Source organism: Paraburkholderia atlantica (assembly GCF_009362785.1).
Lineage (GTDB): Bacteria > Pseudomonadota > Gammaproteobacteria > Burkholderiales > Burkholderiaceae > Paraburkholderia > Paraburkholderia atlantica.
Window position 1 is genome coordinate 1 of record NZ_WHNQ01000046.1, and the last position, 26,567, is coordinate 26,567.

21 protein-coding genes and 5 pseudogenes are annotated in these 26,567 nt (G+C 59.2%); 11 read left to right on the forward strand and 15 right to left on the reverse strand.

The genetic code is table 11. The features are described 5' to 3' along the window. The 6 genes and pseudogenes from GCT19_RS35575 to GCT19_RS35600 all read right to left on the reverse strand — a co-directional run. Window positions 1-270 (reverse strand): annotated as a pseudogene (locus GCT19_RS35575) (IS6 family transposase); the annotation flags it as partial. A 478-nt stretch (window positions 271-748) separates the two neighbouring features. Beyond that, window positions 749-1,918, reverse strand: a pseudogene (locus GCT19_RS35580) (IS91 family transposase). A gap of 221 nt (window positions 1,919-2,139) precedes the next feature. Beyond that, window positions 2,140-3,138 carry a site-specific integrase gene (locus tag GCT19_RS35585; protein ID WP_152854505.1) on the reverse strand — a complete coding sequence of 333 codons (999 nt, stop codon included), beginning with the start codon at window positions 3,136-3,138 and terminating at the stop codon, window positions 2,140-2,142. After that, window positions 3,135-4,073, reverse strand: coding sequence for a tyrosine-type recombinase/integrase (locus GCT19_RS35590; RefSeq protein WP_152854506.1), 939 nt, complete (start codon window positions 4,071-4,073; stop codon window positions 3,135-3,137). The genes GCT19_RS35585 and GCT19_RS35590 overlap by 4 nt, the downstream gene beginning before the upstream one ends. After that, on the reverse strand, window positions 4,070-5,317 hold the full coding sequence (locus GCT19_RS35595) for a tyrosine-type recombinase/integrase (protein WP_152854507.1): 1,248 nt from the start codon (window positions 5,315-5,317) through the stop codon (window positions 4,070-4,072). Before GCT19_RS35595 ends, GCT19_RS35590 begins: the two co-directional genes overlap by 4 nt. Before the next feature lie 87 nt (window positions 5,318-5,404). Next, window positions 5,405-5,524: pseudogene (locus tag GCT19_RS35600) on the reverse strand (tyrosine-type recombinase/integrase); the annotation flags it as partial. A 524-nt stretch (window positions 5,525-6,048) separates the two neighbouring features. Here GCT19_RS35600 and GCT19_RS35605 point away from each other — a divergent pair. The 8 genes and pseudogenes from GCT19_RS35605 to GCT19_RS35645 form a co-directional block, all read left to right on the forward strand. Further along, a complete protein-coding gene (locus GCT19_RS35605; RefSeq protein WP_321576924.1) occupies window positions 6,049-6,918 on the forward strand; it encodes a site-specific integrase in 870 nt (289 codons plus the stop codon). Then, window positions 6,915-7,526, forward strand: a complete 612-nt coding sequence (locus tag GCT19_RS35610) for a hypothetical protein (protein ID WP_227749409.1) — start codon at window positions 6,915-6,917, stop codon at window positions 7,524-7,526. Before GCT19_RS35605 ends, GCT19_RS35610 begins: the two co-directional genes overlap by 4 nt. 36 nt (window positions 7,527-7,562) lie before the next feature. Next, window positions 7,563-8,795: a site-specific integrase gene (locus tag GCT19_RS35615; RefSeq protein WP_227749410.1), complete on the forward strand. Its 1,233-nt coding sequence runs from the start codon at window positions 7,563-7,565 to the stop codon at window positions 8,793-8,795. Between the two features lie 17 nt (window positions 8,796-8,812). Beyond that, a complete protein-coding gene (locus tag GCT19_RS35620; RefSeq protein ID WP_227749411.1) occupies window positions 8,813-9,721 on the forward strand; it encodes a tyrosine-type recombinase/integrase in 909 nt (302 codons plus the stop codon). Beyond that, window positions 9,718-10,716 carry a tyrosine-type recombinase/integrase gene (locus GCT19_RS35625; protein ID WP_152854510.1) on the forward strand — a complete coding sequence of 333 codons (999 nt, stop codon included), beginning with the start codon at window positions 9,718-9,720 and terminating at the stop codon, window positions 10,714-10,716. The genes GCT19_RS35620 and GCT19_RS35625 overlap by 4 nt, the downstream gene beginning before the upstream one ends. A gap of 150 nt (window positions 10,717-10,866) precedes the next feature. Then, window positions 10,867-11,283, forward strand: a pseudogene (locus GCT19_RS35630) (tyrosine-type recombinase/integrase); the annotation flags it as partial. Then, complete coding sequence (locus GCT19_RS35635; protein ID WP_152854511.1) at window positions 11,280-12,278, forward strand: site-specific integrase; 999 nt, start codon at window positions 11,280-11,282, stop codon at window positions 12,276-12,278. The pseudogene GCT19_RS35630 and the gene GCT19_RS35635, both read left to right, overlap by 4 nt. Before the next feature lie 443 nt (window positions 12,279-12,721). Further along, window positions 12,722-12,880, forward strand: a pseudogene (locus GCT19_RS35645) (ATP-binding protein); the annotation flags it as partial. 713 nt (window positions 12,881-13,593) lie between these two features. On the opposite strand, the gene GCT19_RS35650 reads toward GCT19_RS35645, so the two are convergent. Then, on the reverse strand, window positions 13,594-14,727 hold the full coding sequence (locus GCT19_RS35650) for a sensor histidine kinase (protein WP_152854512.1): 1,134 nt from the start codon (window positions 14,725-14,727) through the stop codon (window positions 13,594-13,596). Continuing rightward, a complete protein-coding gene (locus GCT19_RS35655) occupies window positions 14,724-14,987 on the reverse strand; it encodes a hypothetical protein (protein WP_152854513.1) in 264 nt (87 codons plus the stop codon). The genes GCT19_RS35650 and GCT19_RS35655 overlap by 4 nt, the downstream gene beginning before the upstream one ends. 365 nt (window positions 14,988-15,352) lie before the next feature. On the opposite strand from GCT19_RS35655, the gene GCT19_RS35660 reads away from it, so the two are divergent. Next, on the forward strand, window positions 15,353-15,769 hold the full coding sequence (locus GCT19_RS35660) for a hypothetical protein (protein WP_152854514.1): 417 nt from the start codon (window positions 15,353-15,355) through the stop codon (window positions 15,767-15,769). A 197-nt stretch (window positions 15,770-15,966) separates the two neighbouring features. Continuing rightward, window positions 15,967-16,188, forward strand: coding sequence for a hypothetical protein (locus GCT19_RS35665; RefSeq protein ID WP_193727483.1), 222 nt, complete (start codon window positions 15,967-15,969; stop codon window positions 16,186-16,188). A 1,176-nt stretch (window positions 16,189-17,364) separates the two neighbouring features. On the opposite strand, the gene GCT19_RS35670 is transcribed toward GCT19_RS35665, so the two are convergent. Continuing rightward, window positions 17,365-18,099 (reverse strand): hypothetical protein, encoded by a 735-nt coding sequence (locus GCT19_RS35670; protein WP_152854515.1) that lies wholly within the window; start codon window positions 18,097-18,099, stop codon window positions 17,365-17,367. Window positions 18,100-18,110: 11 nt separating this feature from the next. After that, entirely contained in the window at window positions 18,111-18,464 is a 354-nt protein-coding gene (locus GCT19_RS35675) for a hypothetical protein (RefSeq protein ID WP_152854516.1), read from the reverse strand. Between the two features lie 235 nt (window positions 18,465-18,699). Between GCT19_RS35675 and GCT19_RS35680 the strand changes: the two genes are divergently transcribed. Continuing rightward, a complete protein-coding gene (locus tag GCT19_RS35680) occupies window positions 18,700-19,320 on the forward strand; it encodes an SEL1-like repeat protein (protein WP_152854517.1) in 621 nt (206 codons plus the stop codon). Between the two features lie 61 nt (window positions 19,321-19,381). Here GCT19_RS35680 and GCT19_RS35685 read toward each other — a convergent pair whose 3' ends face one another. From GCT19_RS35685 to GCT19_RS35705, 5 genes are all read right to left on the reverse strand, one after another. Continuing rightward, on the reverse strand, window positions 19,382-19,771 hold the full coding sequence (locus GCT19_RS35685; protein ID WP_152854518.1) for a hypothetical protein: 390 nt from the start codon (window positions 19,769-19,771) through the stop codon (window positions 19,382-19,384). Window positions 19,772-19,927: 156 nt separating this feature from the next. After that, complete coding sequence (locus GCT19_RS35690; protein ID WP_227749412.1) at window positions 19,928-20,353, reverse strand: hypothetical protein; 426 nt, start codon at window positions 20,351-20,353, stop codon at window positions 19,928-19,930. 518 nt (window positions 20,354-20,871) lie between these two features. Beyond that, the gene (locus GCT19_RS35695; RefSeq protein WP_152854519.1) at window positions 20,872-21,228 is read right to left on the reverse strand and encodes a hypothetical protein; all 357 of its coding nucleotides are present in this window, start codon (window positions 21,226-21,228) and stop codon (window positions 20,872-20,874) included. Window positions 21,229-23,938: 2,710 nt separating this feature from the next. Then, window positions 23,939-24,919 carry a ParB/RepB/Spo0J family partition protein gene (locus GCT19_RS35700; protein ID WP_152854520.1) on the reverse strand — a complete coding sequence of 327 codons (981 nt, stop codon included), beginning with the start codon at window positions 24,917-24,919 and terminating at the stop codon, window positions 23,939-23,941. Continuing rightward, window positions 24,916-26,124 (reverse strand): ParA family protein, encoded by a 1,209-nt coding sequence (locus tag GCT19_RS35705; protein WP_152854521.1) that lies wholly within the window; start codon window positions 26,122-26,124, stop codon window positions 24,916-24,918. The genes GCT19_RS35700 and GCT19_RS35705 overlap by 4 nt, the downstream gene beginning before the upstream one ends. Between the last annotated feature and the right edge of the window lie 443 nt (window positions 26,125-26,567).

Sequence of the window (26,567 nt, forward strand, 5' to 3'; positions counted from 1 at the left end):
CATTCGCCAGCTTTTCCCAACCGGACGCTTGTGCTTGCGGAAGCGCCTTTCGAAGAGCGGCAGCAGCTTGATGACCCAGCGGTGCACCGTCGAATGATCCACCGCGATACCACGCTCGTCCATCATTTCCGCAAGGTTGCGCAAACTCAGCGAATAGGCCACGTACCATCGCACGCACAGCAAAATCACTTCAAGCGGGTAGTGAAGGCGCTTCAGGACCTTGGCTAAGCCCGGCGCGAGTGTGGTTCGCGGTGTCTTCGTCTTCTTCATCGCACAGCTCAAAAATTCGCTACCCAATCTTAACGTGGGCCTTACTGCAACAGAACCTTTCAGACCGCCCCCGGGCGCGCTCCCCCGCAAAAAATGGTTCTTCGCACATTGCCGGGAAAGGCTCCGTTCGTTAAGGTTTATTCGATGCCTGCCATCGGCCGCAGGAATGTGAATGCCGCCGCGCGTGTCGGCAGGCGTCGAATAAGCCCGATGGAGGAAACCGCGGAGTGCTCCGATGTGGTCGGAACTCGCCGCTATGGCGATTGATAGGTCAGGATGCGCAGCGATGGTGGGTGAGGTGCGGCCAGACGGGACTCTGCACGGGCGCTGACGTCGTAGCGAAGTGGTCCTGTCGGGAGACCACGATGGTGAAGCGGACCTGGGAGGCGCTCGCGTGAGCGCCAGGCGCAAACGTCCGCTCGTGGGCCGCGTTGCCGCAAAGCCGACGCTCGGTTTTGATATCGGGGAACCGTTGTGCTCATGTCTCGCCTCGGCATATCGGCGGTGCGCGGATGGGGGCACTGCGCGCGAGGATGTCGATGACGATCATCGGTGCGCCGCAGTGACGGCAGATGAAGACCGGCCGGGTTGCGATGGTGGACTCGTCCGGTGACGGGCTGATCCCCGGTGCGACGTGCAGCAGATCGCGCACCTTCGCGAGACTCGCGCGGCGCACGGGGTTGGCGAGCAGCCCGTAGTGACGGATCCGGTGGAAACCAGCGGGCAGCACATGGAGCAGGAAGCGGCGCATGAATTCGCCGGCCTCCAATGTCATGGTCTTGTAGCGGGTGCGTCCCTTCGCCCGGTAGTCCTTCCAGCGGAATGTCACGCCGCGCTCGTCGAAGGCGACGAGGCGCTGGTTGGAGATGGCAACGCGGTGCGTGTAGCGTGAGAGGTACTCGAGCACCGCTTTGGGTCCGGCGAACGGACGCTTGGCGTAGACCACCCATCCGCAGGTACGCAGTGGCGCAAGCCACTGGGCAAAGGCGGCGAAATCCGCGAGCCCGGTGTATTCGCCGAAGAACTGCAACTGGCCACGCCGGTGGACCACCTCGAGCGCCTCGAGGAAGCGTCGGCGAAACAGGCGTGGAAGCACGCGCACCGGCAGGAAGAAGCCGGGCCGGCAGGCGATCCAGCGCTCGCCGTCGGGCGACAGTCCGCCGCCGGGTACGATGCCGTGCACGTGTGGATGATGCGTGAGTGCCGAGCCCCAGGTGTGCAGGACGAGCGTCGCCCCGATCTGCGCGCCGAGATGCCTGGGATCGGCGGCGATCGTGCGCAGCGTGTCGGCGGCAATGTCGAGCAGCAGGCCGTAGATGATCCGTTTGTTATACTACGCAATTGCACTGATGGGTGCAGGCAGGGTGAACACGACATGGAAGTATTCGACGGGTAGCAGGTCGGCCTGGCGTGCCGCCAGCCAGCGGTGTGCGGCGCTGGCCTGGCACTTCGGGCAATGCCGGTTCCGGCATGAGTTGAAGGACACCTCTGAGCTTGCGCAGCCGGAACAGCGCAGCACATGTCCGCCCGGTGCCGCCGTGCGGCACCGTTCGATGGCCGACATGACCTTCAGCTGCCCCAGGCTCAGATGCGCCGTGGCTCGCCACGCTGGCCCGTGGCTGCGGAAGATGTCCGCAACCTCCAGCATGAGGCGCGACAGCGCGGGCCTAGCCGGGTGGCAGACGATCCAGCGGACTGGTGACTTCGTGCAGCAGGTCGGTGGCCACCTGGGCGTAGAGCGCGGTGTTCTCCAGCCTATTGACTGCAGTCAATAGCATCGACTATCTCCCGCGCCGAACTATGTCCCGGTGCGCAGAGTACCGTGGTACGGTAACGCACGGCCGAGCGCTAAGCGGGACATAGATCTGGTCACAAGTTTTTTAGAAACGCCAGCAATCGGTCATCTGGTCGATACCGTCCAGGCTTCCCGTTAGGCGGTGTAGTCCTGTCAAGAACCTCCTGTTTCAACGTCAGATTGGCGTCGAGATAGATTTGTGTAGTTTCCACCGATTCGTGACCAAGCCACAGTGCAATGACCGACGGGTCGACGCCTTCTTGCAATAGGTCCATTGCAGTCGTGTGCCGCAACACGTGTGGGCTTACGCGCTTGTTTTTCAGCGATGGGCATTCTTTTGCGGCGGCTGCGACGTGCTTGTGGACGAGGTAATGTACGCCGTGTGCGCTCAGCTGACCGCCTCGAGCATTCGGGAACAGTGGCTGATTTTCGGCCCGCGATGGCTCACGAAGCCAGGCGGCCAGCACTGCGCGCGTGCTCTTGCTCAGTGGCGTACAACGCTCCTTGCGTCCCTTGCCAATTACTCGCACATGCGCGCCGATGCCAATATATAGATCTTCGCGTTGAAGGTTGGTTAGTTCCGACAGGCGTAACCCTGTCTGAACCGCCAGCAGCAACAGTGCGTGATCAAGGCGACCTGACCAGGTATCTTGGCCAGGTGCGGCCAGCAAGGCATCGACCTCCTGCCGGCTCAGGAAGGGCACCAGGGTTCGGCTAAACCGTTTGGCCGGAATGGCCAGCACCCGTTGGATGTGCGCAGCGTGTGACGGCATCTCGAACGCCGCATATTTGAAGAACGAATGCACTGCCGTTAGGCGCAGATTACGCGTTCGGGCCGTCACCTTCCGGACCTTTTCCTGTTCATCAAGGAACGCCGAGATCAGCGACGCATCGACGTCTTCCAGGGCCAGGCTGGATGGCGCTTTATGCAAGTGCCGCTGGGCAAACTCAAGCAACAGCCGGAATGTGTCGCGGTACGATGCGATCGTGTGTACGCTTGCTTGACGCTGTTGAATCAGGCGCTGGATAAAAAACTTCTCCAGCAGGACGGCGAAACTGGGCTCGCGTGTCATGATGAGCCTCCCCAGCGCCGCTCGAACCGGGCCATCGCCTGTGCCATCAACTCGGGCGAGCCGCTCAGATACCAGTATGTGCCGACTACGTATACGTGTCCGAGGTAAGTCGACAGAAGCGGCAACAGGCGCCAGGCATCTTCCCCAGACCGATACCAACGTGTCAGTACTTCGACAGCGAAGCGGTGACGGAAGTCATGCAGACGCGGCCCTTTGCTTGCACCTTCCGCCCGCAAACCAGTTGCCCGTGATAGTGCGTAGAACACGCGATGAACGCGCCCCATGTCCAGCCGAGTTCCGCGGCCGCTAACAAAGACATAAGATGAGACGGGATGACCGAAGAACTGCTCGCGGCGCCTGAGGTACTCTGCCAGAACGGCACAGGTAGTCGCATGAATGGGAACCAGGCGCGAACGACCTTGTTTTGCACCGCGAATCGTGAGAATAGCGTTATCAATGTCCACGTCATCCAGCTCAAGGCTCATTGCCTCCCCGATACGCATGCCCGTTACACTGAGTAAGCCGATAAGGCAGTAAAACACCCACGGCCGCAGCGGCGTCGACGGCCAGGTCACCGGCAATTTCAGTGCCGCGTCCATGAGGTTTATCACTTCCTGCTCCGTGTACAGATGCGGTCTCGCCCGAGTGGAACGATGCGGCAACAGACTTACTGGGGGAATCTCAGTGCGGCTATCGGTGGCGCTGCGGTAGCGGGCAAAGCCGCGCACAAAGCAAAGCCGCCTGGCCCACTCGGCGGGTTGAACCGAAGGACGTTGCGACCATTCGACCGCCAGGCCATTGCAGATGTACTCTGCCTGCCGTGCTTCCATGAAGTCGATGAACTGGAGCAACAGCCGGCCGGCCTCGCGCATCTTGAAGCCAAGGCTGCGGCGCAGGTCAAGGTACTCTCTGAGTCCTTCTCGAAGCGAGTTCATCGCACACCTCCCGGCCAGGCCATCGCCAATGTCCGGAGTGTGTTGACATCCACCTTCGCGTAAATGCTGGTGGACTGCACGCTACGATGGCGTAGCACCCGGCCAATCTCAGGCAGCGACGCGCCGAGCTGCAACATGCGTACGGCCAAAGCATGCCGGAATTGATGTGAGCCGCGATGAGGCGCGTCGACTCTCGCTCGTAGGATTGCGTGACGCACAATCGTGCCAATCCCGTCTGAACCTTCCATCAACCCGCGTATCGGCGCCACGGAACGAAGGAAGAGGTGCCGATCTGGACAGGAGGGCCGCCCGTGCTGGAGATAGGCGGCGATTGCTTCACCAACGTCGGCGGCCAATGGCAGGAGGCTCTCGCGCCCACCTTTTCCACGCACGCGCAATTGAGCGCGATCCCAATCGATGTCGTCAAGCGTCAGCCTGACGATCTCGCAGGCACGCAGCCCCAGCCGCGCCAGAAGTAGCAGCACGGCGCGATCGCGTAACCCTACGGCACTCCGTCGGTTACAACTGTCGATTGCGCGCTGGGCATGTTCCGCTGAGATGGCTCTCGGGATTGGGGGCGTGCTCGCCCAGGTGGCCACCGTTGGCACGCTTGCCGCAAGTCCTGCGGAGACTTCGCCACGGGACTGCGAGTAACGGAAGAACGACCTCAAAGCGTTGGCAATATTCTTCAGCGCGGCCGGCCTCATGCGCTTTGCTTCGCTCTGAATGAATGCAGCGGCGTCGGCCGCACGAACATCAGACAGGCAAATATCTCCGCGACCGAAACGCCACACCAGGAATCTGCGTACCCACCTCGCATAGTTCTCGACAGTCACTTCCGCTAACCCCTGATCACGTCGCAGGCACAACGCGAACTCTTCGATAACGTTGTCAGCGGCCGCCGCGAGCGCTTGAGAGGCATGACACACGCCTCGACTACGCAAGTAGTTGATCAATAGTTGCAACGCGCGCAGCTCCCGGCGTCGGGTCTCGAGGCATCTCGATCGATGCCGCGATCGCAACCGCTGGTATCGTGCGATGTCGCTGTCGTTCAAGGCACACAGTGAAAGCCGCCTATCGTTGCACCACCGACCAAATGCAAGCGCCTGTCGGGCAACCAGAAATGCATAACTCTCCGCATATTGTTGCTCGACCAGCCACTCGACGAATGCGACAAGGTGCTCAGATATCAGGCCTCCGACGGTGCAGACCATCGTCTTGGCACTTACATAGGAATGCTCCACGGTCTTCTCCTTTCAGGCGGAAGTGCCCGAAAAGAAGCATGCCAATGTTGAGCGTCCACGCCGCATCTTCACGAACAACGAGGACCTTCAATCTAAGCTGGACATAGTTCGGCGCGGGAGATAGTCGAGCTTCGCATGGCCGAGCAGCACCTGGATGACGCGGATGTCCACCTTCTGTTCGAGCAGGTGCGTCGCGAAGCTGTGACGCCTATCTATCCAGCGACATAGGCGTCACTATCTGCCGTTCCGGACTATGTCGGGTAATCCGGAGATAGCCTGGATTTCACGGGCGATTCATGCAATCGCCGGGAGATAGTCTTGACTCCTTCCACCAGCCCCCGCAAGTCAGAAAGGAGCTCATCGTGAAGTGCACCATTCATGGCGCGGTTGTACTGTCGCGGCCGCCCGAAGGGTCGCTTGCTGCCTACATCGCACCATTTGCGAGATCGCTCAGTGAGCAGGGATATCGCGAGGGTTCACTGAAGCAGCAAGTACGGATCGCATCAGGGTTCAGCCGCTGGCTTGAACAGACGGGTGTCGGAGTGCGCAGCATCTGCGCTGACCACGCGATACGGTATTTGCGATATCGGGCTCGGCATATTCGGCCCCGCCGAGGAGATCGGGCCGCGCTTAGACACCTCATTGACTTTCTTCACCTGGAGAAATTGACTCCTGCGGAGCAAGTAGCGTCGCCTCGACTGCCGTCGACTGAGTGCTGCGTGCAGGCATACGTGACGTATTTGCGTGAAGCGCGGGCCTTGGCCACAGCGACGATCGTCAACTACGTGCCGTTCGTCCGCGCTTTTCTTAACGACCGTTTCGGTAAAGGACGCGTCACACTCTCTCGCCTATGTGCTGGCGATGTTGTGAGATTTGCGCAGCGTCAGGCGCAGCGTATGCAGCCAAAGCGTGCGAAGCTTCTGACGGCCGCGCTGCGATCGTTCCTACGCTACGCACGTTATCGCGGTGACATTACCCTGGATTTGTCCGCCGCTGTTCCAGTCGTGGCCAACTGGGCGATGCCGTCAATACCACGTGGGATCGCCCCCGATCAAACACGGCAGTTGTTGGCCAGCATCGATCGACGAAGCAAAACCGGTCTTCGCGACTATGCCATTTTGCTTTTGCTTGCTAGATTGGGGTTGCGCGCCGGGGAAGTAGTGTCACTCGAGCTCGGTGATATCGACTGGAGTGCGGGACGCTTGTGCGTGCGCGGTAAGAGCACGCAATGCAACGAATTGCCATTGCCTGCTGACGTCGGCAAGGCAATCGCTACATATCTGATTCGTGGGCGTCCGCGTAGCACTTGTCGTCGTGTATTTTTGCGTGCCAGGGCGCCGATCACGGGGTTTAGCGGGCCAAGTGGAGTTGGTTCGGTTGTGCGGCATGCCATCCAGCACGCTGGCATCGACGCTCCAACTAGGGGAGCTCACCAGTTTCGTCACGGATTGGCGACTGAGATGCTATGTCATGGTGCCTCGCTCGGTGAGATCGGCGAGTTACTGGGGCATCAGCATCCGCAAACCACGACGATCTACACCAAGGTCGATATCAAGGCATTGCGCACGCTGGCTGTGCCGTGGCCGGGAGGTGTGCAATGAATACGCTTCGGCAGGCAGTTGATGAGTACCTCTGTCTTCGACGCAGTTTGGGATTCAAGCTGCGCGATGCAGGCAAAGCGTTACTCGATTTCGTCACTTTCATGGAGGAACACCGCACCCCCTACATCACCCAGGCATTGGCTCTCGTATGGGCACAACAACCGTTCGAAGCCCAACCCGCACACTGGGCGAGGCGACTGAGCTTCGTACGCGAGTTCGCGCGCCATCGCAGCGCCACTGATTCGCGAACGCAGATTCCAGTGCAAGGTCTGCTGCCGTTCCAACCCAAACGGGCTCGACCGTACCTGTATTCGGACGAAGAGATTCGCAACTTACTAGCGGCTGCTCTTCAACTGCCATATCGCTATGAGCGCAGCGCACTTCGGCCCAGGACGTTCTATTGCTTGCTCGGGTTGCTGAGTGTGTCGGGCATACGACTCGGGGAAGCACGTAATCTTGAGCTTCGGGACGTGGATCTTACCACTGGGGTGCTAACAATTCGTGGTACCAAATTCGGTAACTATGCCGCCTCCCAAACTATGTTCGATCCAGACACAATGAGTCGCACATTCAGGCGCAACGAACCAAACGTGATCGGCATAGTCTAAATGACATTGGCCCCGCTTTCGCGAGAGACGCAGGTCATGGAGAAGTCGTATCCCAAAATGCGGTCGCATTCGCTCGATGCGCCCGAAGGCCCTCTTGCTGAGCACCTCGATGCATTTCAAGGCATGCTCTATGATCAAGGTTATCCGCAAGAAACCATTCGCAGATACTTGCGTCTCGTTGCCGATTTCAGCGTGTGGCTCAAGCGCAAGAAAACGTCGATCGAGGAAGTGACTTACAAAACCACGCTTCGTTACCTGCGCTACCGCGCATACTACCGATGTCCACGGAAAGGCGAACAATACGCGCTAAGATGTTTTGTGCAATTGCTGCAAGATAATGGAGTCGTTGCAAGGGACGCACCCGTTGCGCAGACACCAGCTGAGAAACTGGTAAGCGAATACGCTTTGTATCTGCATCACGAACGGGGCTTGGCAGCCACGACGATCGGAACGTATCGATCGTATGCGTATTTGTTTTTGAAAAAACTATACGGTGACGGAGCAACGCGGCTTTCGGAGCTCCATGCCTGTGATCTCATCGACTTTGTTCAGTATGAGGCTGCTCAGTATCCAACACGTACGCATTCGATCACAAAGGTGTTGCGCTCTTTTTTGCAATATGCGCGTTATCGTGGCTTAATCCGGCTTGACCTCGCTGCAGCGATTCCCAAGGTCGCTCACTGGTCAATGACTTCAATCCCCAAGGCGATATCTCCTGAACATGCCAGGCGCGCGTTGGCCAGTTGTGACCGCAGTCGTCCCGTCGGACGCCGCGATTATGCGATTCTGCTCCTCCTTGCCCGGCTCGGATTGCGGAGTGGCGAGGTTGCTTCCTTGACGTTGGATGACATCGATTGGGCAGCTGGTACGCTGAACATTCATGGAAAAGGCGGTCAGGAGTCGCCATTGCCATTGCTGGCGACGGTGGGTGAAGCGATCGCCGACTACCTGAAAAACGGTCGTGCGCATTCTGAGAGTCGGAGAGTCTTCCTGCGTATAAACGCACCGATTCGTGGCTTCAGGACGTCAAAATCGGTAAGCAATGTAGTCAAATACGCTTTGGAGCGGGCCGGCATCGATTCGCAGAGAAAAGGAGCCCATCAATTCCGGCATGCGCTAGCGACGCAGATGCTGCGTCAAGGATCCTCGTTGGCCGAGATTAGCGAGGTCTTGCGCCACAAGAGTCCCGACTCGACGAGAATATATACCAAAATCGATTTGGACTCGCTGCGAATCTTGGCGCCGCCATGGCCGGGCAGTCGATCGTGAGTACGTTACGCAATTCAATGGAAGAGTACCTGACGATGCGCCGTCGTATGGGATTCAAACTCCATGAAGCAGGCCAGCGGCTGGAAGACTTCGTCAGCTTTATGGAACGGCGTCGGTTCTCACACATTAAGGGGTCGCTGGCGTTAACCTGGGCGAAAAAATCCCCATCGGTTCAACCTGTAATCTGGGCTCAGCGATTAGGTGTAGTGCGTGACGTTGCGCGCTATCTGAGCGCCTTCGATCCACACACGGAGATTCCACCGGCCGGACTGCTGCCGCACCGATATCACCGGCGCGCTCCCCACCTTTACACCGATGAGGAAACCAGAGAGATACTGGCCGCCGCAGTGGCCCTTCCTCCGGTATGGGGGCTCCGGAGGTGGACCTATTTTACACTGATCGGTCTCCTAAGCGTAACGGGATTGCGCCCCGGTGAAGCAGTCAATCTGGAGCTTGAAGACGTAGACTTGAAGGAATGTGTGCTGACGGTGCGGGAAAGTAAGCACGGGAAATCGAGGTTGGTTCCTATCCATTCCACCACTCGAGATGTACTTGCAGACTACCTTCGACGTCGTGAACTATGTCTTGCGGGTCGCCCGGAACCCCGTTTATTCCTCACTTCGCAAGGCAAGCCTCTCAGTGGAGACATGATCTCCCATACATTTACGGCACTCACACGGAAAATCGGTCTTCGCGATTCAACGAAGCATGCTCCGCGGCTCATCGACTATCGCCATCTATTCGCGGTCACGACGCTGGTGAGATTAGACCGATTAGGTAAAGACCCCGAGCATTGGTTACCAGTGTTGTCGACCTTCCTCGGTCACCAATGGATGAAAGATACGTATTGGTATGTAGAGCAGAATCCAGAGCTCATGAAGCGGGCGATGAAGCGCCTGGAGCGTCGTTGGAGGGATGTGCCATGAAATCTACCGTCAGTTTCCCAGCACTATTGCAACGGTTCTTTACGGAACGCCTCATGCAACAACGGCAGGCCAGTCCGCACACGATCAGTTCGTATCGGGACACGTTCAGGCTGCTTCTTCGGTTTGCCAACAAGCGACTGCACAAACCACCGGACCACCTGGCATTTGAGGACATCAATGCGCCGCTCGTGACAGCATTTCTGAATGATCTGGAAAAGACCCGCGCCATCGGTGCCCGTACACGGAATCTGCGCCTGACGGCGATCCGTTCGTTCTTCCGCTATGCGGCCCTCGAGGCGCCCACGTATTCTGCGCAAATCCAGCGCGTGCTGTCGATGCCTGGAAAGCGCTACGATCGCAGGCTCATTCACTTTCTGACGCGGCCGGAAGTCAAGGCGCTGCTTGCCGCACCCGATACGAACACCTGGTGCGGTCGTCGCGATTATGCTTTACTCCGACTGGCAGTGGAGACGGGACTTCGTGTATCGGAAATGACCGGCCTCACATGCGAGGATGTTACCCTTGGCACTGGCGCGCACGTTGATGTTGTAGGTAAAGGTCGAAAACAACGCGTTACACCCTTCAGTAAACAGACCGCCGTTGTTCTAAAAGCCTGGATGAAAGAGCTTCGGGCACCCGTCGACGATCCGCTGTTTCCGAGTGTTCGAGGCGGACATCTCAGTTCGGATGCCATACAACGCCTTCTGAAGAAGTACACTTCGCAGGCTGCCAGGGTATGTCCTTCGCTGCGCAAAAAAAGCGTGACTCCGCACGTATTGAGACATACCGCAGCCATGGAATTACTGCAGGCCGGCGTGGATCCATTTAACATTGCCATGTGGTTGGGCCATGAATCCCCCCAGACAACCCAAATGTACCTGGATGCCAGTCTGGAGTTGAAAGAGAAAATTCTCGCCAATGTCGCGCCACATGATAGTAAGACCGTACGATACCGGCCTGACAGTAAGCTCGCAGCGTTTCTCAAAGGTCTTTAGGCATCTAAACTATGCCGAGCTAGATGACTCGTGAACATCGTCTCGCTGGGCTCACTGCCGGCACCTTCGTGGCCCAGCCCCAGCTAGATCGGCATTGCCTCGAATGCGGCATAGTTGTGGCTACGCCGCTAGCGGCGTAGCCACAAGTCCAGGCTCGTGCCATTGCACGACTCGGCTTGTGATGTGCTCGCCAACTACATTGCACGCCGCAATCGTCATTGGGCAGGTCGGCCAGTTTCCTCCTATCTGTTCGTATCCAACCGGGGCAATCGCCTGGACGGCGCAGACGTACATCGGACTTTCTATACGCTGTCACGGCAGATCGGCCTGCGTGGTGTTGCCGACCACCATGGACCACGCCTCCACGATATGAGGCACGCATTTGCGACTAACACGCTCCTGCGCTGGTACCAGTCTGAACAGGATCCGACGCGTTGCCTGCCGATCCTCTCCGCCTATCTCGGCCACGTCCATGTCGCCGATACGCAGTGGTATTTAAGCGGCTCACCGGAACTCATGCACGAGGCCATGCGCCGACTCGAACAGCGTTGGGAGAACCGGCCATGACCATGTCCGCCAGCCTCGCTCCACTGCTCGAGCGTTTCTTTACACAGCGACTCATGCAGCAGCGCCAGGCGAGTCCTCACACAATCAGTTCCTATCGCGATACCTTCCGTCAATTTCTGAAGTTCGTACAGCAGCGTTTGCATAAGCTACCGTCACGCCTGAATTTCGAGGAGATCGACGCTCCTTTGATCGTCGCGTTTCTGGATGATCTGGAGAAACACAAGGGCGTAAGCATTCGCAGCCGCAATCTGCGGCTCACGGCAATTCATTCGTTCTTCCGATATGCGGCGCTCGAGACGCCGACGCATTCCGAGCAGATCCAGCGTGTGCTTGCGATTCCCAGCAAACGCTTCGCACGCACCCTCGTCAACTTCCTGACGCGCCCGGAAATTGATGCCTTGCTTGCCGCGCCTGACCAGCGCACCTGGTCAGGTCGACGCGATCACGCGTTCATACTCGTAGCGGTGCAGACGGGACTACGTTTGTCCGAAATCACCGGACTCAAACGCGAAGACGTCGTCCTCGGAACCGGCGCTCACGTGCGTGTGATCGGCAAGGGCCGTAAGGAACGCTGCACTCCCATCGCAAGATCCACGCTCGCGGTGCTGAAGGGCTGGTTACGAGAACCTCAACGCGGGAGTGGTGAAGTGCTGTTTCCGAGCGCCAAAGGCGATCGTCTGAGCGTCCACGGTGTGCAGTATCTGCTAAACAAGCATCGCGAGGCGGCGTCCCGAGTTTGCCCTTCGTTGAAGCAGAAACGGGTCACCGTCCACCGCTTGAGGCACACGATGGCCATGGACCTTCTGCAAGCTGGCGTCGATCGTTCAGTAATCGCGTTGTGGCTCGGGCATGAATCGGTGGAAACCACGCAGATCTATCTCGAAGCGACACTTACGATGAAGGAGCAAGCCCTTGCGAAGACATCTCCACCACAGGGAAAGCCGGTTCGCTACCAGCCGACAGACCAACTCCTCGGCTTCCTGAATAGCCTGTAGGGCGGCCAAACTATGTCGGGGGATGGGATGGGCTTTCTTGCGTCACGACGCGTGAGTGTCTGGCGTTCGCAAAAACCTGTTCTCGTTACCCGACATAGTCCGGAACGGCAGATAGTGACGCCTATCTATCCAGCGACATAGGCGCCACACCTCAGCGCTTACTGTCCTGCAAGCGACAAAGGACCTGCGAAAGGTTTCCCTATGGCTCGGTCATGCGAGCATGCAGACGACGGAAATGTACACACGGATCGATCAGTCCGTGAAACTGGAGGCGCTAGAATCTGTCGTGGCGCCGAAGTTACGTTCCGGGCGCTTCAAGGCGACAGACAAGCTAATTGCGTCGCTGAACACGGCGCATATTACGCATCGGGGGAAGACCGTTGGACGCTGACGGTAGCGGGGTTCGTGCCATCGGACTCCGCATAAGCTTGTTCAGCGCATTACAGATCCCGGTCGACAGCTGGCACGCCGCTATCGGCGATCCAACGCTTGCCGACGCGATTCTCGACCGGCTGGTTCACAACGCGCATCGGCTCACACTATCGGGCGAGTCGATGCGCAAGCGCCGAAATGGTTTGACCACCGAAGACGGAAAGGAGTAAAAGAACTCACCCCGCGTCGCCACGTCCGCAGCGCTCGCTTTGCCGTGGAACGGCTGCTCGATTTGCGTGGAATACGCATACTGGTCGTCGAACGCAGATTGTCGAAGTCTGCAAATAGCGGAGAAATACCGGTGTGTGGCCTCGTTGAGTGCTGTCAACATGACGCGAATATCTACGGAATGGTCAGGCTCATTGGCCGACACCCTCTGGAAGGAGCGTCGCGCGGCGCCCAGCTCCTCGAAGGCAACACAGAACTCCTCGAGATCGCGATCCACGGCACACCTCGCAATGCGATACACGAAGGCGTAAGCGCTGGCGCACCGGATGATCTGCGGAAGCGGCCAGACGGAATAGCGCGTCGTCGCATGCCAGCGGCGCGCGCGAGCTTCCGGGGTGGGCGCGTCGGCGACGCGCCTGAACAGGAAGGTAGCCCGCGCCTGCAGCATTATTGTCCATGCGACCTTTGTCCTACAGGCAGACAAGCGTCAGCGCCGACCAACACTTGCAGTAGCGAGCCCGTCGGGGATCGCTGAGCGTCTGCGGATGCCAGCAAGCGGCTCCTCTCACGCTACCGGGCAGTAAGTCGACGTTCGAGTGTGCTTGTGAAGGCCCAGGACGATGACAGGCGTTGGCCAACCCGCCCATTCGACGCACGCCGATCGGCGACCCTCCGCGATCGATACTCCGGTGAGAACTCCGGGACGGAGCGCCGTTCAGGTCAAAGCACGGACGGGAAAACGGGGGATCTGGACCGTGAAGGTCGTCCTGCCGCCTGTCGACCCGGCCTGTATGGTGCCGTTGTGCGCGTGGGCGATGCACCGGCAGATGTAAAGGCCCAAGCCCATGCTCGAAGACGCCCCGCCTTGCCTGGGCGAATGACTGGCCCGCGTCAATGGATCAAAGAGCGTCGGCAGGGCGACCGCCGGTATCGGGTCGCCTTCGTTCGACACGACGATTGTCAACTGTCCGCCTTGACCGGAGGCATCCACGCCTATATTCCCTGAACCGTGCTGGACTGCGTTCACGAGCAGGTTAACCAGCAGTTGGCCGATCCGGACCCCGTCCCACTTGCCGGCAGTGTCGCCCATAACGCGCACGTCAATCCGTGCATCCGGATACGAAGCGCGTACCTCATCTGCCGCGTCGTTGCAGATACGCCCGATGTCCTGCGACGTGAAATCAACTGGAAGCGTGTCGCCGAGGCGGGTACGCGTGAAAACAAGAAGATCATCAATCATCCGCTTCATGCGCACGGTGCCCCGTTGCGCGATCGCCACTGCTCTCACGGTGGATGGTGACAGACCGCTGTCATGCAAAACGATCTCCGCCGAATTCAATATCGCACCGAGAGGGGAACGCAGGTCATGCGCAAGCACGCCGGCAAACAGATCACGGATGCGCTCCGTGCGTTGCGCATACTGCCGGACCGATTCTGCGAGCATCTGATCAATAGCCTCATTGAACCGGATCATCTCCTGAAAAACCGCAGCGCGGTCCGGTGACGTCTGCAACCATTCCCGCAGCACACTCGCGCGCAGGGCACGGTATTCCGCTACCACATCGTTGATCCCGTAGCCATGCGCGAGACGATCGTCCGCGTGCTCGCGGGCGACCCTGTCCAAAGCGGATTGTGCATCGTGCCGATCGCCGTACGACTTGGCCTTCTGCTGCGCGTCAGTTTGCGGTTCGCGCATATCTGCCGCAATCCACATCAGGATGTCACAAGCCGAGTTCCGCAGCTGGGTCTCGGTGAGACGGGTGTCCGTCAGGCTGACTGTGCGCGCATATTCTGTCCAGTCCGCAACCAGCGCAGAAAGATTGGTTTCAATGAAGTCCGACAGGCTCATGATTCCCTCGGTCGTTGAAGGCCGCCATGCGACCAGTGGCGCTGCGGGAAAGCGGATAGCTGCGCGGCGCCCAGTGCCAGCGGGACCCCGGCAGAGCTGTCACCACGGGGGATCACCTTGTCCACCAGGTCCGCGCAATGGCCTGACAGCGCGGTCCAGCAGAATACAGGTTCGTGGTCACCGCCGCTTTCGAGCAGGGTGATGCCAGCGCTACCGGCGTTGCACAGTGTAAGAGCGATGTCGGCCAGTACCTGCAGCACGGGACTGGCCGACCCGGCGAGCGCCTGCGCGAGTCGATGCGGGCCGTTGTTTTCCGCCGCAAAATCAGGCGCCGGCCGGGACGTCCTTCCACTTCCGGGGTAATGGGCGCTCCCGCTCGCCGGACGAGGCTCACGACAGGGGACGCGGACGGTTCGATCGTAAGAACCTCCGGAATTTCATTGGTCGCATAGCGCGGGAAAGAACTACCGACTGAGTAAATTTTAGTGCGTGCTACGCAACCGGGCCAGCGCTGCAACGCCAGCGGCCGCGGCGCCACCCCGAATTATTCGGCGCGGGCCGCCGCACCGCGCATATCAGCGGCCATCACGTCTAAACCGGCGTCAGCCGTGGTCTGGCCAAGCCAGTGACTTCCGACTTGCTTATCGTTCTGTTGGCGGTATTGCCTGTTTCCGGCTCGCGGAGAAAGATGGCGAACCTCTCTGAATCAAATAGCCAGTTGCTAAAGGATATTCGAACCCTCAAAGATGGTCTCGCGGCGGCCCCTGCAGAACCGGACAAGGGTTCTGGCTTTGCACAAGAGACGCGACGTCAAAACCGCCGTCATGTTAACGCTGCTCACCCTCTGCCGAGGACAAGGGGGCCGTCCCGAGCCGACGCACATATCGACAGACTTTTGCGGTTGTCATTGCCATCTTGGGACGGTAAGCCCTGCGGGGATGGAACAGGACGGATCTGTCAGCTTGATGGCTTCGCAATGGAAGTCGCCGTCCAGCCGCATATCAGCCGGATGCTGCACCGCGACGGCACCATCGTGGCATGACGATCGCCTTCGAAAAAGTCTTTCCCACATATTGATCTATCGCGCATTCCAGCATTAAGATGATCGCCTTGGCGCGCGACCTCCTACCCGAACAGGAGCGCATTCCGCAGCCGCCATCCCCGAATTGATCCTGCTCGCGAAGCGAGGCCGATGGATCAGGTTCCCAGCGAAACGGCAGGTGTAGCCAGGAGACGGAGATGCTAAGTCCACGTGAATTCGCCACCCTCATGCTGCTCAAGGATGCGCCCGACCTGATGTGTCTGGACGGTGCGGATCTGGAGGCGCTTCTGGACCGCCAGCTCGTCACGCTGGAACAACTCGCATCCGGCCAGCAACGCCCGCTCATTACCAGCGACGGACACCTTGCTCCTCAAGGCCGCCGCTCGTGTCCCGAACGACGAATGACACATCTTGCGTAATCCGTTCCGCAGTCAAGGAGTATTCCGTGGCCGAATCGTGGACAGGAATCGCCGTCGGTCTGTTTGGGCTGACTTCCGCCGTGCTGCTGGTTGCCGCTCACTATCGACGCGAATTGATCCGGCGGCGGCAACTCAGGCAGATGGACCATCGTCATTGTTGGGACGTGATGCAGCACAGGCGCTGAATGGGCGCTTTCGGATACAAAGCGCTCTTCGAAATGTCCAATTGCCGACAGAGGCGAACATCGCCTCATGGCCGACAAGGCCCGCTCGATGTTCGCGTGACCGGTCATTCGCTGATGTGTGAGCGATTTTGCAGACAGCATCTGCAAAATTCGTTCGGTCGGCCAAACTGCCCTTCTGTTTGCAAGACGGTTTGTGGCGAAGCTGAGAGAGTGGTGATGGGAACTGACAGTTAGTTGCGATTTTGCACACCGATGCGAGTTGACAAATTTCTATCCGCAATTGAGACAGATTCAATATGTTCTACGGCATTGGAAAGCGCGAACTTCTGACGCTATACGACATTGTCGGTACGCCGATTCGGCGGCACCGTAAGGTCAAGGGTGTCGCAAACCCGTTCGACCCGCAGTAGGAAAGTTATTTCGAAGAGCGGTTAGGCTTCGCGATGATGGACTCGCTCAAGGGCCGGATGCGGCTGATCCGGTTGTGGCTCGATCAGCAGCGGTCCTGTCCAGCCTGGCATCAGTTGATCACGAAATCCAGTGGGTGGCGTCTACTTCACTTGGAACGAGAGATCGATGGCGGAAAGGACACGATTAATAACCTGACGATGCTTCACCGGATTGTCATCGGATCGCGCGTGCCCTCGGAGTCTCAGTAGTGAAACCGTTCCCGGCAATGGGGCTTTGAAAGGCTTTGGCCGTGTGCGGGGAAACCCGCATGCACGATTCTTAGGCGGCGGCGGTGCAGTAATGCACCGCTGCTACCCGACCTCAATACCAATTCAGGCAACGTCCCGAGGAAACCACGATCGGTCCCATTCCACAATTGCGTAGGAATACGAGCTATATGTTGAATCTTTGGTCTTGACAGATTTTCGTCAGGTATTGGAACTGGTCCTTTTGGTGTTCACTCGCCCGGTTAAAGCTGATTCCAGCCCCCGTCGAATCCAGGCACACGACCGCAGCCGCGGACTCTTCCCCGCATTTCGAGTTACCGGCGAGCTGCCTTGCGGCCCTGGCGCGACGCTGCGATCGCTTCGCGCAGATCCTCCAGCATCGCACTGACGTGCACACCCGCGAGATCGCGCGCGGCCTGCGCGGCACCAAGTTCGCGGCGCAGTTCACCCATTTCGAACTCGAGCTGACGGATCCTCGCACGTGCGTCCTTGAGCGTGGCCGTCGTCAGCTGCAGCTCGCGTGCGCTCTCGTCGTCCGCATTGGATGACACCCCTTGGCCGGCTCGTGCATGCAGCTGCGCGACGCTCTCGCGCAGCAGTTCGCGCAACAGTGGCGTGAGCGAGGCGCGCAGCGCGTCAGCATCGACGGTGACGGGATGTCGGGCGTCTTCACGTTTCCTGCGCTGGGCCACCGCGGACAGTTGTTTTACGGCGGCAGCCGTTGCTACGCGCGAGTCAGCAGGAAGCAGCGCGGACGCTTCGGCAGCCGCCTGTACGGCGCCACGCTCGAGCGCCTGCGCGCGCAACACCGCGGACTGGATTGTCGGCGTACTGGGGCGCCGACGTACTCCGACCTGCGGCGCGACATCCCGCAACAACCGACCGTAGGTCGTGGCGCCATAGACACGGCCCGTCGTAGCGCGTACCGCCGCAACGAGCCCGTCCAGAAAACCCGTGTTGTCCCGTGGGAAGTGACGGTCGAGCATCGCAACCGCACTCGAGATTGCGCGCACCTGCGAGTCGCTCCATTCGATCCGGGGTCGTCCCATTTGCCGCACCCTCAGAACAGCAACGCCTGGCGCGGATCGCGCGCGGGCGGCCGGGAGGCGGTGGCCCCCTTGCGACTGCGCGCGGAGGCGCGGCGCTGTGCAACGCGGCGCAGATGCGCGATCAGGGACACGATCTCGACGCCCGCCGTAAGGGTCAGCGCAAAGCGGCCAATCTCACCCGGCGCAGTCGCCGAACCTGCGCGCAGCGACGGCCGCAGCGCCAGGCGCCGCGCGCGGGCGAGCAACTGGCCGCGGCTCATTCCGGGCCAGCAGTCGGCGACGAACTGGCGGACGGTGGCGGGCAGTGACTCGGGCGCGACATCGCCAGGCAGCGCCAGGGCAATGAGTTCGAATGCATTAGCCATCGTGGAACCATCTCCTTCTATCACCTCACGCGAATCGGACTGAGCGCTGAACATGCGGTCGCCGCCAGCGACGCGTGCCTGAGGTATAAATAGTGCACATTATTATACCTCTCCTCCTCACTGCCTGGCACCGCCACCTGCCGAACGTACGCAGCCACGGACACGGGATCCCGACATTGCAATTGGCAAAAGGTGAGCTAGAATCAGGTGCATTCTTCACCGGGAGATTGCTCCCATGCAAATGGAAAGCTGGGTCGGGACAATCGAGCGCGAATGGCATCAGTTGCGCCACGCTGACCCTACACTGGATGTCGAAAAGTTCTCGCGCCACGTCATTGCGGCAAACAAGACTGGATTCCTGTCACCGGAGTCGCTCGCGGCGATCGCAAATGCACTGCTCACCAGCACGTTAAACCGCGCACCCCATCTGGGCCGCTGGTTGCTGGAGCGTATTGGCGCGAACCGCCATCCCGCCTGGCGAATGGCCATGGCTATTTCTCTCGTCACACCAACAGGAGGAGAGGCGGACTTTGGCAGAGGTAACGCGATTCTTGAAGACGTGATGAAGGACGAGACCGCGGACGGTCGTCTGCGCGGCCTGGCCGCCGCGGCGCTTGCCGACAGTGCACGGCTCGGGCGCGGCATGCAGGTGGACGCAATCCGTGCGCGCTCGCTGTACGAGCAGGCCATTGACCTGGGACACAAGGCCTCAGCACACAACCTCGGACTTTTCTGGGAAGGTGTCTGGGGTGCGGAAGACAATAGCGTTGTCCGGGACCGCACAAAGGCCATGCAAAGTTATCGACGCGGTGGCGAAGATAAACGTTGCCAACGCCGTCTGGAAGCGCTGGGTTGAAACCCTGTCGACGTGACACCCCGCGCGAAACGGTGTCTCACTTCGAATCATGGATGACGTTTCAATGACTGTTTCCTCCTTTGCGCCACCCTTTTGCGGTCAGCCGCTCCACCGCTGCAAGGTAGCGGGCCTCGGAATCGTCAACATTGCCTTTCTGCCCCGCGCTCAGAACGTCGTACAGATGCCCGGCGACCACCGAGCCGATCGCGTGAATAGCATCGTGCCGCGTCAGTCCTTCGCTTATGAGGCGATGCATGGCCAGGACCACAGGGTCGAGACCCATCGCAATCTGGTTTTCCACGACGGTATGAAGCACGGCGTGTGCGGTGACATTTGAAAGTTTGACGTGCGCCGCCCGATGCCAGGCCTCGGCCAGGGCAATGCGCTCCTGTTCGTCGAGTTCGAGCCATGAGTCAGGCTCGGGCGCGTTTTGAGGGTTGTACGCTTCCATGCTTCACTCCTTTCAGTAACTGATCTGCACTGTAGATCACCCTCAGCCCGCAAAAGCGGCAGACCGCTTGCCTTCACATTATTGGGCCGACGGGGAGTTTGTATGGCGCGGCAGGAAATGAGGCCGCAAAGACGCAACTACTCCATTACCGGGCTCTTAGAAGAGCCCGGTTTGCCTCTCGTCCTGCGCTGGCGGCAAAGAGGCTCGGGCGCGCCGGGCCCCGCCGCGACGCGCGAGTCGGCGCACATGAGCTACGAGCTCGGCGCGCGCATCGTCGGTCACCAATACGAGTGCATAAAACTGCACGCCGTCGGGCCTGCGTTCGGTGCGCGCCCGCAGTGAAGCGCGCAACGTGAACCGACGTGCGCGGTCAAGCAACTGCGCCCGGCTCATTCCGGGCCAGCACGCGGCGACGAATTGGGATACGGGCGCCGGGAGCGATTCAGGTGCGCAATTGGCGGGCAGCGCCAGAGCCACGAGTTCGAGGCGATAGGCCATGCGAAGCGAAGAAGTCCGGAACATATAATCGTGGTGGAAACTGTGTTGCGCGACAACGGTCTCGCGGCGCGTTTTATCCAGCAATCGCGGCCTTGGAGAAGTCGCTCGTTACTACGTCTACGTCCAGGCGGCTCGCCTGAAACGACGTCGGTTCGCCCCCCCGTCTGGTAACGATCCATAAGTAACAGTTGTTCATCGTAGGCTAGGTCCGCTACAAATTACGTATCATTCACTACGACAGAATCAACGGCGCCTAGACGCCATCGTTTTACGACCGCACCGATCAGCTTTTTGCTACCCCCAGCAAAAATTCGCCGTGAAACAAATGTCGGGAACAGCGGGGAAGCATTGACGGACGGGGCTTCCAAGCAATTGAAAACAGTTTCGCAATGTTTCACGAAGGTACCGTATCCGCCGCCGCTATGATTCGGGGACCCGGCTATTGGATCGGGGTCGCTGTTGGTTCCGTAACAGAAACCGGTACGGTGTTAACGGTGGCCAGTTTAACTTGGCATAACTAAATGAAAGCCGTCGGTCTCAGTCCAAGCCTTAGACCCCTGCGCGACGGACCCACGCCGCAACTCTATCGCTGGGGGGCAGGCTCAGGAGAAGCGTTTATCCTGCCAAACAGAACCTCGAGCACCGTTAATGACGAGCAGCGTCGTACGTCGTGCAGGCCGACCCAGCTTTTTAAAAGCCGTGTCCGACAGCTTCTTGTGCTGTGGATGCTCGAAGCACAGTCGTCGGATGGCGGCTGCGGGCACCGCTTCGTCGATCAGGCCGTGGCAATGCGGGATGTAGATAACGGTGCACCTCGGTGTGATCCAGTTCGCGCAGACGCCTTGCTGATCTTCCGTCGGGCTCAGCGAGGATGCGCCTAGAAGTTCAAGGATCCGCTGGTCGACTGATCGTGTCGCTGGCAGGCACGAACCGGCGGCAGTTGTGACGTTATTTCGCATGGGAGTCTAGGACCTGAGCCAAGTGACTTGCAGAATGACAGCAGAGCAGCGCTCGCGGACCGCTCACCACGTTTGGCCGGCTATACGCGGTGACAAGCGGTCCGGGTGTAATGAAGCGACCACGATGGAGAGATTGCGATGCTGTCATAACTGCGGAGTCAAGAATCCGCCTGGCACGCCACGGATTCGGGGCTCGCTCCCGAGTGCCACCCTCGGGAGCCGAAATCATCGCGGACCGCGCTTGTATTTCCCCGTGCGGCGCACGGGCCGCAGCAAGGCTGCATGCGATCGTGAACTGGCATCCGCGAATTCGGCAACGCTCGGCGCGCTTGCACTGATGCGAGACAAGATGAGCAAGAACCTGAGGGAAATCGGTGCGCACTCGTCACCTATGCCTTGGTGATATTCGAACGCATCGGCCGCGTGACGGCAGAGCTAAGCAGCAGCCACGGATAAATCGTAGAACGGGCTATTGCAGGTTCCGAGTAACGATATCTCGATGCGTGCCTATCTGTATCACTGGCCCGATTCGCGAGACGCTGCGCCCCTGTTATAACGAATTGGAGCGACTCATTCTTAGGTATGTATGCCGTGAGCAGACCGCGATGTCGAGCATTGGTACCCATGTGTGCCGCCACTTGTAGTTCATGGCTAACTCGGATCCAAAAGGGATCGGCGAGGGCAAACTGAGGCGTTCATTTCGGTGGCGTCCGCTTGTCGGCCCGCTTTCGCCGGAGTTGCAGCGGTTCGCGGTGCTCGTGCTAGTGGGTTTCCAGAGGGGCTGGTAGCCGTGCAAAATCTATCCGGCAAAAACCCTGGGCGGCAGGCGATCTCCTGGCTACCGGCTAGAATGAATATCACATCGCCGTCGACAAGACGCTGCCCCAGCTGCTCTAGCGTCGCTCGCCGCGCCTGACGGCATCCCCGACCGGATTTGTGCGCGTTACACCGAGCCGGCGCCCAGCCGCCCGTGTTGCCGAAAGAGCCTGCCTTCGGGGCGCGTCCGAAAGGGAAGTCGACGTCTTGTGCGCGCGCTGGGCTTTCGTGGCCACGACGTGGTGCTCAACTTCACGGTCTGCCGCTTTTGTCGTCCCTCGTCGTGCCGGACACGGTCGAAGCAAAGGTAAGTTATCTGGGTGCCCGCGGGATGCTCACCGGGGACAAGTTCGAGTCGAATTCGCTTTTCGACGTCCTGACCTCTGATGCTGTTGTTGAAAGGCATCACGAAAGTGTGCCGGTGTTGATTGCAACATACGGTATCTCGACGAGGCCAGTCGTCTACGCGGCTTTTCTTCTCGATGGCGCTGTTGTTGGCAGGAACGCGATTAGAAATGCTGTCGGGCAGGCTGGATTCTACGACCACCGTGTTCCTACCTGGAACACGCCGAGGCGATGCTACGGTCCGCTTGCGACCGGCCCCCTTCCTGTCCCTGCCAGCCGCGTCAACTATGCAGAGTGACGGGACTTACCGCCCAATCGCTCGCGCCACCGCACGAGTCTCCGAGTCACTTGAATCAAACCGGCGACATCGGCCCAGGCCGCGCGCTGGCGGCACAAGCGTTGAGCACCATCACGCAGGCACAGTCGCACGCGATACAGCGCACGACGAAGATCGCTCGATCGCTCGGAACGGAGGCGGATTCGCTAGCATCAAATACTAGCCGTTGACGCCCGCGCCGCTACGCGGCGGCGCCCCATCTATGGCCACATCCATCCGCGTAACGTGGTGGTGTGTAGCCGTCCTGCAGCCCCACGCGCGCGGGCGAGTGTCCGGTTTTAAGAATGTTTCGGGCGCCATTGATACCGCGCTCCTTGCGATCTTCGTCGCTTCGCACCCCCCGACTCAAGGCCGAAGTCTTCGACCCGAATAGGCCAGACAGCTGCTCGTGCTCTTGCTCCTTGCGTTGGGGCACCGTATTCCTAATAGGAACACGCAGCTCGTGACCAATCCCGCGGTCCGTAGAACCGCGGTCCGGGTGAGTCTCAGCCGCCGCTTTTTCCCAGCCTTCGCGCGACACCACAGTGCGCTTTCCCTGTGTAATCTATGATGTGTTACTAGACGAACACACGGGAAGAGCTGACGGGGTCTCATTCCGCGCGCTCGTCGGGGTAGGTGAAACCGCGACCCCCTAGTGAAATGACTCGCCGACCGAGCAGGGCGACCTGTGAACGTAGGCGGACAGACGTACCCCTTTCATTGCCGGACTGCGAGCAGCGTGTCCTAGTAGGACACGGTCAAGGGTAAGCTTCGGTGCCATGCCATGCCGTCGACAAAAGATGCGACCTTGGACCATCTCTATCTCACCCTATTGGGCACCTTCGCAGTAAAACCCCACCGTTGCGAGCGACGTCGGAAGCGTGCGGCCGCTCATTAATTTTCGGTGCGCCTGATGGCGTCGCAGCGCTGGTCGACCGGACGGGCAGCTCGCCCTTTTACGCCCGTGCAATGTGTTCCTACCGGCAACGCGCACATCCGAAAACCAACGCGATCCCAGACCTGCTGCGCCTGGAGACCAGAGCCCGTGTTCCTAGTAGGAACAGATTGCGTCACCTCGTTTCGGCGTCGGTGGTGTCCGGCGCCGTACCTGGCGTTACGACACGCCCCGCTGATTGCTCGATTCGATAGGGCGGAGCCTGTCACAACAGTATTGCTACGTGAACACACAAAAAAAACCCTCCGAAGAGGGGACTTCGCGTTCGCTCGCTACGATTACGGGATATCAGCGAACAGCTCATTTATCACGGACCGGATGCGTTCCTCCTGTGCCTCGGTCAAGATGGCGCTCTTCAGCTTGACGGTGAAACTCACCGAATCCTTCGTTATGCTGCCCGCGTGAGCCTTACCTGCATAGACCTTATGAATGTCTCGATTCGTGGTCGGCGGCGCGGCTCCGCGTCGGAGCATGGACCCCTCGAGAAGCTTCGCAAATTTGCTCTGCTCAAGGCTACCGCTCACGAGCTGCTTCCAAAGATCCGCCGCGACTTCGGACGCCGACTGACCGAATTTCTTGAGCACTGTGTTCGTGTCGCTCGCGGCGTTACCGCTAAAGAGTCCAGGGCTCCGCTCCAGGTCTTCGAGCATGAACGTCGGAAGGTTCTCGAACGCCATGTAGCGGTAGAGCGAGCTGCGGCTAAGGCCCATCGCTTCCGCCATTTTCTTCCGGTCCGGAAACTCCTTTTCGGCCCGACGCATCGCCTTCCCGATCTCGTAGTCGGTTAGGTCTTCCCGGCTAATATTCTCGGTCAGCGCCATGACGGCCATATCGGCGTCCGTGACATCGACAATAATGACCTTGATGTCTTCGAGTTCAAGCAACTGATGTGCGCGCCAACGACGCTCACCAGCAATCAGCTCAAAGTACTCTTCGCCGTCCTGCAACGTGATGCGACGGACCAGGACCGGCTGCATCAATCCTACTTCCCTGATGCTCTCCGCAAGCTCCCGAAGTTTGGCTTCGACGAATCGGGTTCGAGGCTGCCAAGGATTTGGTCGAACCTTGGCGACAGGGACAACGCTCTGCGCCCCTTGCGCTTCGAGTTCTGCAATGCGCTGCTCAGCCTGATTCAGCTTGGTCATCAAGCCAATGCCTGTTTTGGGCCGGTTGTTGTCCCCTGTCGGCTCTTCAATGTGTCTTTCCGCGGCCGGCACCAAATTCTGCGTGTTTGCCTTAAGGCGCTCGCGCATGTTCATTCTGTTGTCCCCCACTTGTTGGCGTAAAAATCGTCCATCCAGCGACAATACTCTTCAAGAGGTTCGCGAATACGGGCAAGCGTCTTGTTGCCGCCCTCCCATTTCGATACATCGAACACCGTCGATAACCCCACCGCGCCTGTGCTCATCACCGAGCTTGCCGGCACTTCGGTCTGGCTCATCCAGTGGCCATATGCCGCCTGCACCCAGCTGCGAACGATCGGGGCCGAGGAGGTCGAATTGTTGTCAACGCGCGAAAGCAAAATACTGACGAAGTCGAACTTCTTTTCGCTGTCGCCGCCTTCTCTGAAAGCCGGCGTCATGTCGTTGAAGAGGCTCCAGAACGAGACCGAACTAATGAAGTCCAGACTTTCCGGAACCAGAGGCATCACCATGCTGTCCGCCGCCATTAGCCCATTGATAGTGAGATACGAGAGCGACGGCGCCGTATCGAGAATGATGTAGTCGTACTTCCTGCGCAGCGGCGCCAAGCCGTCACGAAGAATGGACCAGAACTTGTATCCCTTAACTGTTTTTACTTGCGAGGGAATCCAGAACTCAGCCGCGAAAAGCGTTGGGTGGGCTGGAATGACATCAATCCCGTCCCAGTACGTCGGCTGCACAACGTCTTCGAGCTCGGCCTCGTTCGGTTGGTAAATGAAAGGAAGTACTGTATCGTCCTCGCCCAACATCTTCTCTGCATACAGGCCGCACAGCTCAGTGAGCGACGCCTGCGGATCCAGATCAACCAGCAATACCTTGCGCCCGCGCAGGCTGAGCCCTTGCGCAATGCACATGGTGGTGGTGGTCTTGCAACTGCCCCCCTTGAAGTTCGAGGTGACAACAATTCGTCCCGCTGCTTCGCCTTTCTCCAGCAGAGGTGACTTCTTGATCGGAGAGACTTGCTGGACCCATGCCCGCGTCTCGGCAAGGCTGAAATTGCGGATCCGGCCATTGCCCTGGACCTCTCCTTGCGGGAGCGTGCTGCCCTCCCGGGTCGCTAGGTAGTGAAGCCTCGCGCGGTCGATGCCGCACATCTCCGCCACCTGAGTAGACGTGAATGTCGGGGCATGCTTCCGCGGATTGGGCGTCAGAATGTCCTTCCTCAGGTCGCGGGTTAGCTGATCGAGTTTCTTCGAAAGTTCTTCCACGCCGTCAAGAGTGACGGTTCTATTGAGTTCTGGAAATTCACTCTTCACTAGCATATTCGACGCTCCCATCGAAATTCTTGATGTTGCGTAGATTAAGCGATCGAGGGGAAAACTTCATCCTTTACTTTAAGTTTTTCGAAAAAATCGACGCGTCAGAACGCGCTGTAAAGGCTTGGGAAGATCCCGCCGATGGCTCAGCAACGACGGAATGGTGATCCCCGCCAGCAGCCCATAACCCCCTCGCTGGAGGGGACCGAAAATCAAACGGTTGTGTAAGGCGGTTGTAGTCGCAGAAATGGCGTATTCAAAAGAGCAAGTCTTCGTTCGGTGAGCTTCCAACGGACCCGCGGTTCCCCCGATCTACGCTTCGATAGAAGGGCAAAGACACTAAGATTGTGGCTCCAAAACGTTCGCCTGACTCAAGGTCACCAGGATTGTGCGATCTTCCGAACACGGGGAAGGCAAAGTCACCGAAATTGTTGGCTTCAGCCATTTTG

What these genes read in the sequence shown, in the direction of transcription:
- GCT19_RS35675 (WP_152854516.1), bottom strand. Translation starts at nt 18,464, where the DNA reads ATGGCTAATGCATTCGAACTCATTGCCCTGGCGCTGCCTGGCGATGTC.
- GCT19_RS35680 (WP_152854517.1), top strand. Translation starts at nt 18,700, where the DNA reads ATGCAAATGGAAAGCTGGGTCGGGACAATCGAGCGCGAATGGCATCAG.
- GCT19_RS35685 (WP_152854518.1), bottom strand. Translation starts at nt 19,771, where the DNA reads ATGGAAGCGTACAACCCTCAAAACGCGCCCGAGCCTGACTCATGGCTC.
- GCT19_RS35635 (WP_152854511.1), top strand. Translation starts at nt 11,280, where the DNA reads ATGACCATGTCCGCCAGCCTCGCTCCACTGCTCGAGCGTTTCTTTACA.
- GCT19_RS35670 (WP_152854515.1), bottom strand. Translation starts at nt 18,099, where the DNA reads ATGGGACGACCCCGGATCGAATGGAGCGACTCGCAGGTGCGCGCAATC.
- GCT19_RS35625 (WP_152854510.1), top strand. Translation starts at nt 9,718, where the DNA reads ATGAAATCTACCGTCAGTTTCCCAGCACTATTGCAACGGTTCTTTACG.
- GCT19_RS35700 (WP_152854520.1), bottom strand. Translation starts at nt 24,919, where the DNA reads ATGAACATGCGCGAGCGCCTTAAGGCAAACACGCAGAATTTGGTGCCG.
- GCT19_RS35620 (WP_227749411.1), top strand. Translation starts at nt 8,813, where the DNA reads ATGGAAGAGTACCTGACGATGCGCCGTCGTATGGGATTCAAACTCCAT.
- GCT19_RS35590 (WP_152854506.1), bottom strand. Translation starts at nt 4,073, where the DNA reads ATGAACTCGCTTCGAGAAGGACTCAGAGAGTACCTTGACCTGCGCCGC.
- GCT19_RS35585 (WP_152854505.1), bottom strand. Translation starts at nt 3,138, where the DNA reads ATGACACGCGAGCCCAGTTTCGCCGTCCTGCTGGAGAAGTTTTTTATC.
- GCT19_RS35665 (WP_193727483.1), top strand. Translation starts at nt 15,967, where the DNA reads ATGCTAAGTCCACGTGAATTCGCCACCCTCATGCTGCTCAAGGATGCG.
- GCT19_RS35695 (WP_152854519.1), bottom strand. Translation starts at nt 21,228, where the DNA reads ATGCGAAATAACGTCACAACTGCCGCCGGTTCGTGCCTGCCAGCGACA.
- GCT19_RS35615 (WP_227749410.1), top strand. Translation starts at nt 7,563, where the DNA reads ATGGAGAAGTCGTATCCCAAAATGCGGTCGCATTCGCTCGATGCGCCC.
- GCT19_RS35705 (WP_152854521.1), bottom strand. Translation starts at nt 26,124, where the DNA reads ATGCTAGTGAAGAGTGAATTTCCAGAACTCAATAGAACCGTCACTCTT.
- GCT19_RS35650 (WP_152854512.1), bottom strand. Translation starts at nt 14,727, where the DNA reads ATGAGCCTGTCGGACTTCATTGAAACCAATCTTTCTGCGCTGGTTGCG.
- GCT19_RS35610 (WP_227749409.1), top strand. Translation starts at nt 6,915, where the DNA reads ATGAATACGCTTCGGCAGGCAGTTGATGAGTACCTCTGTCTTCGACGC.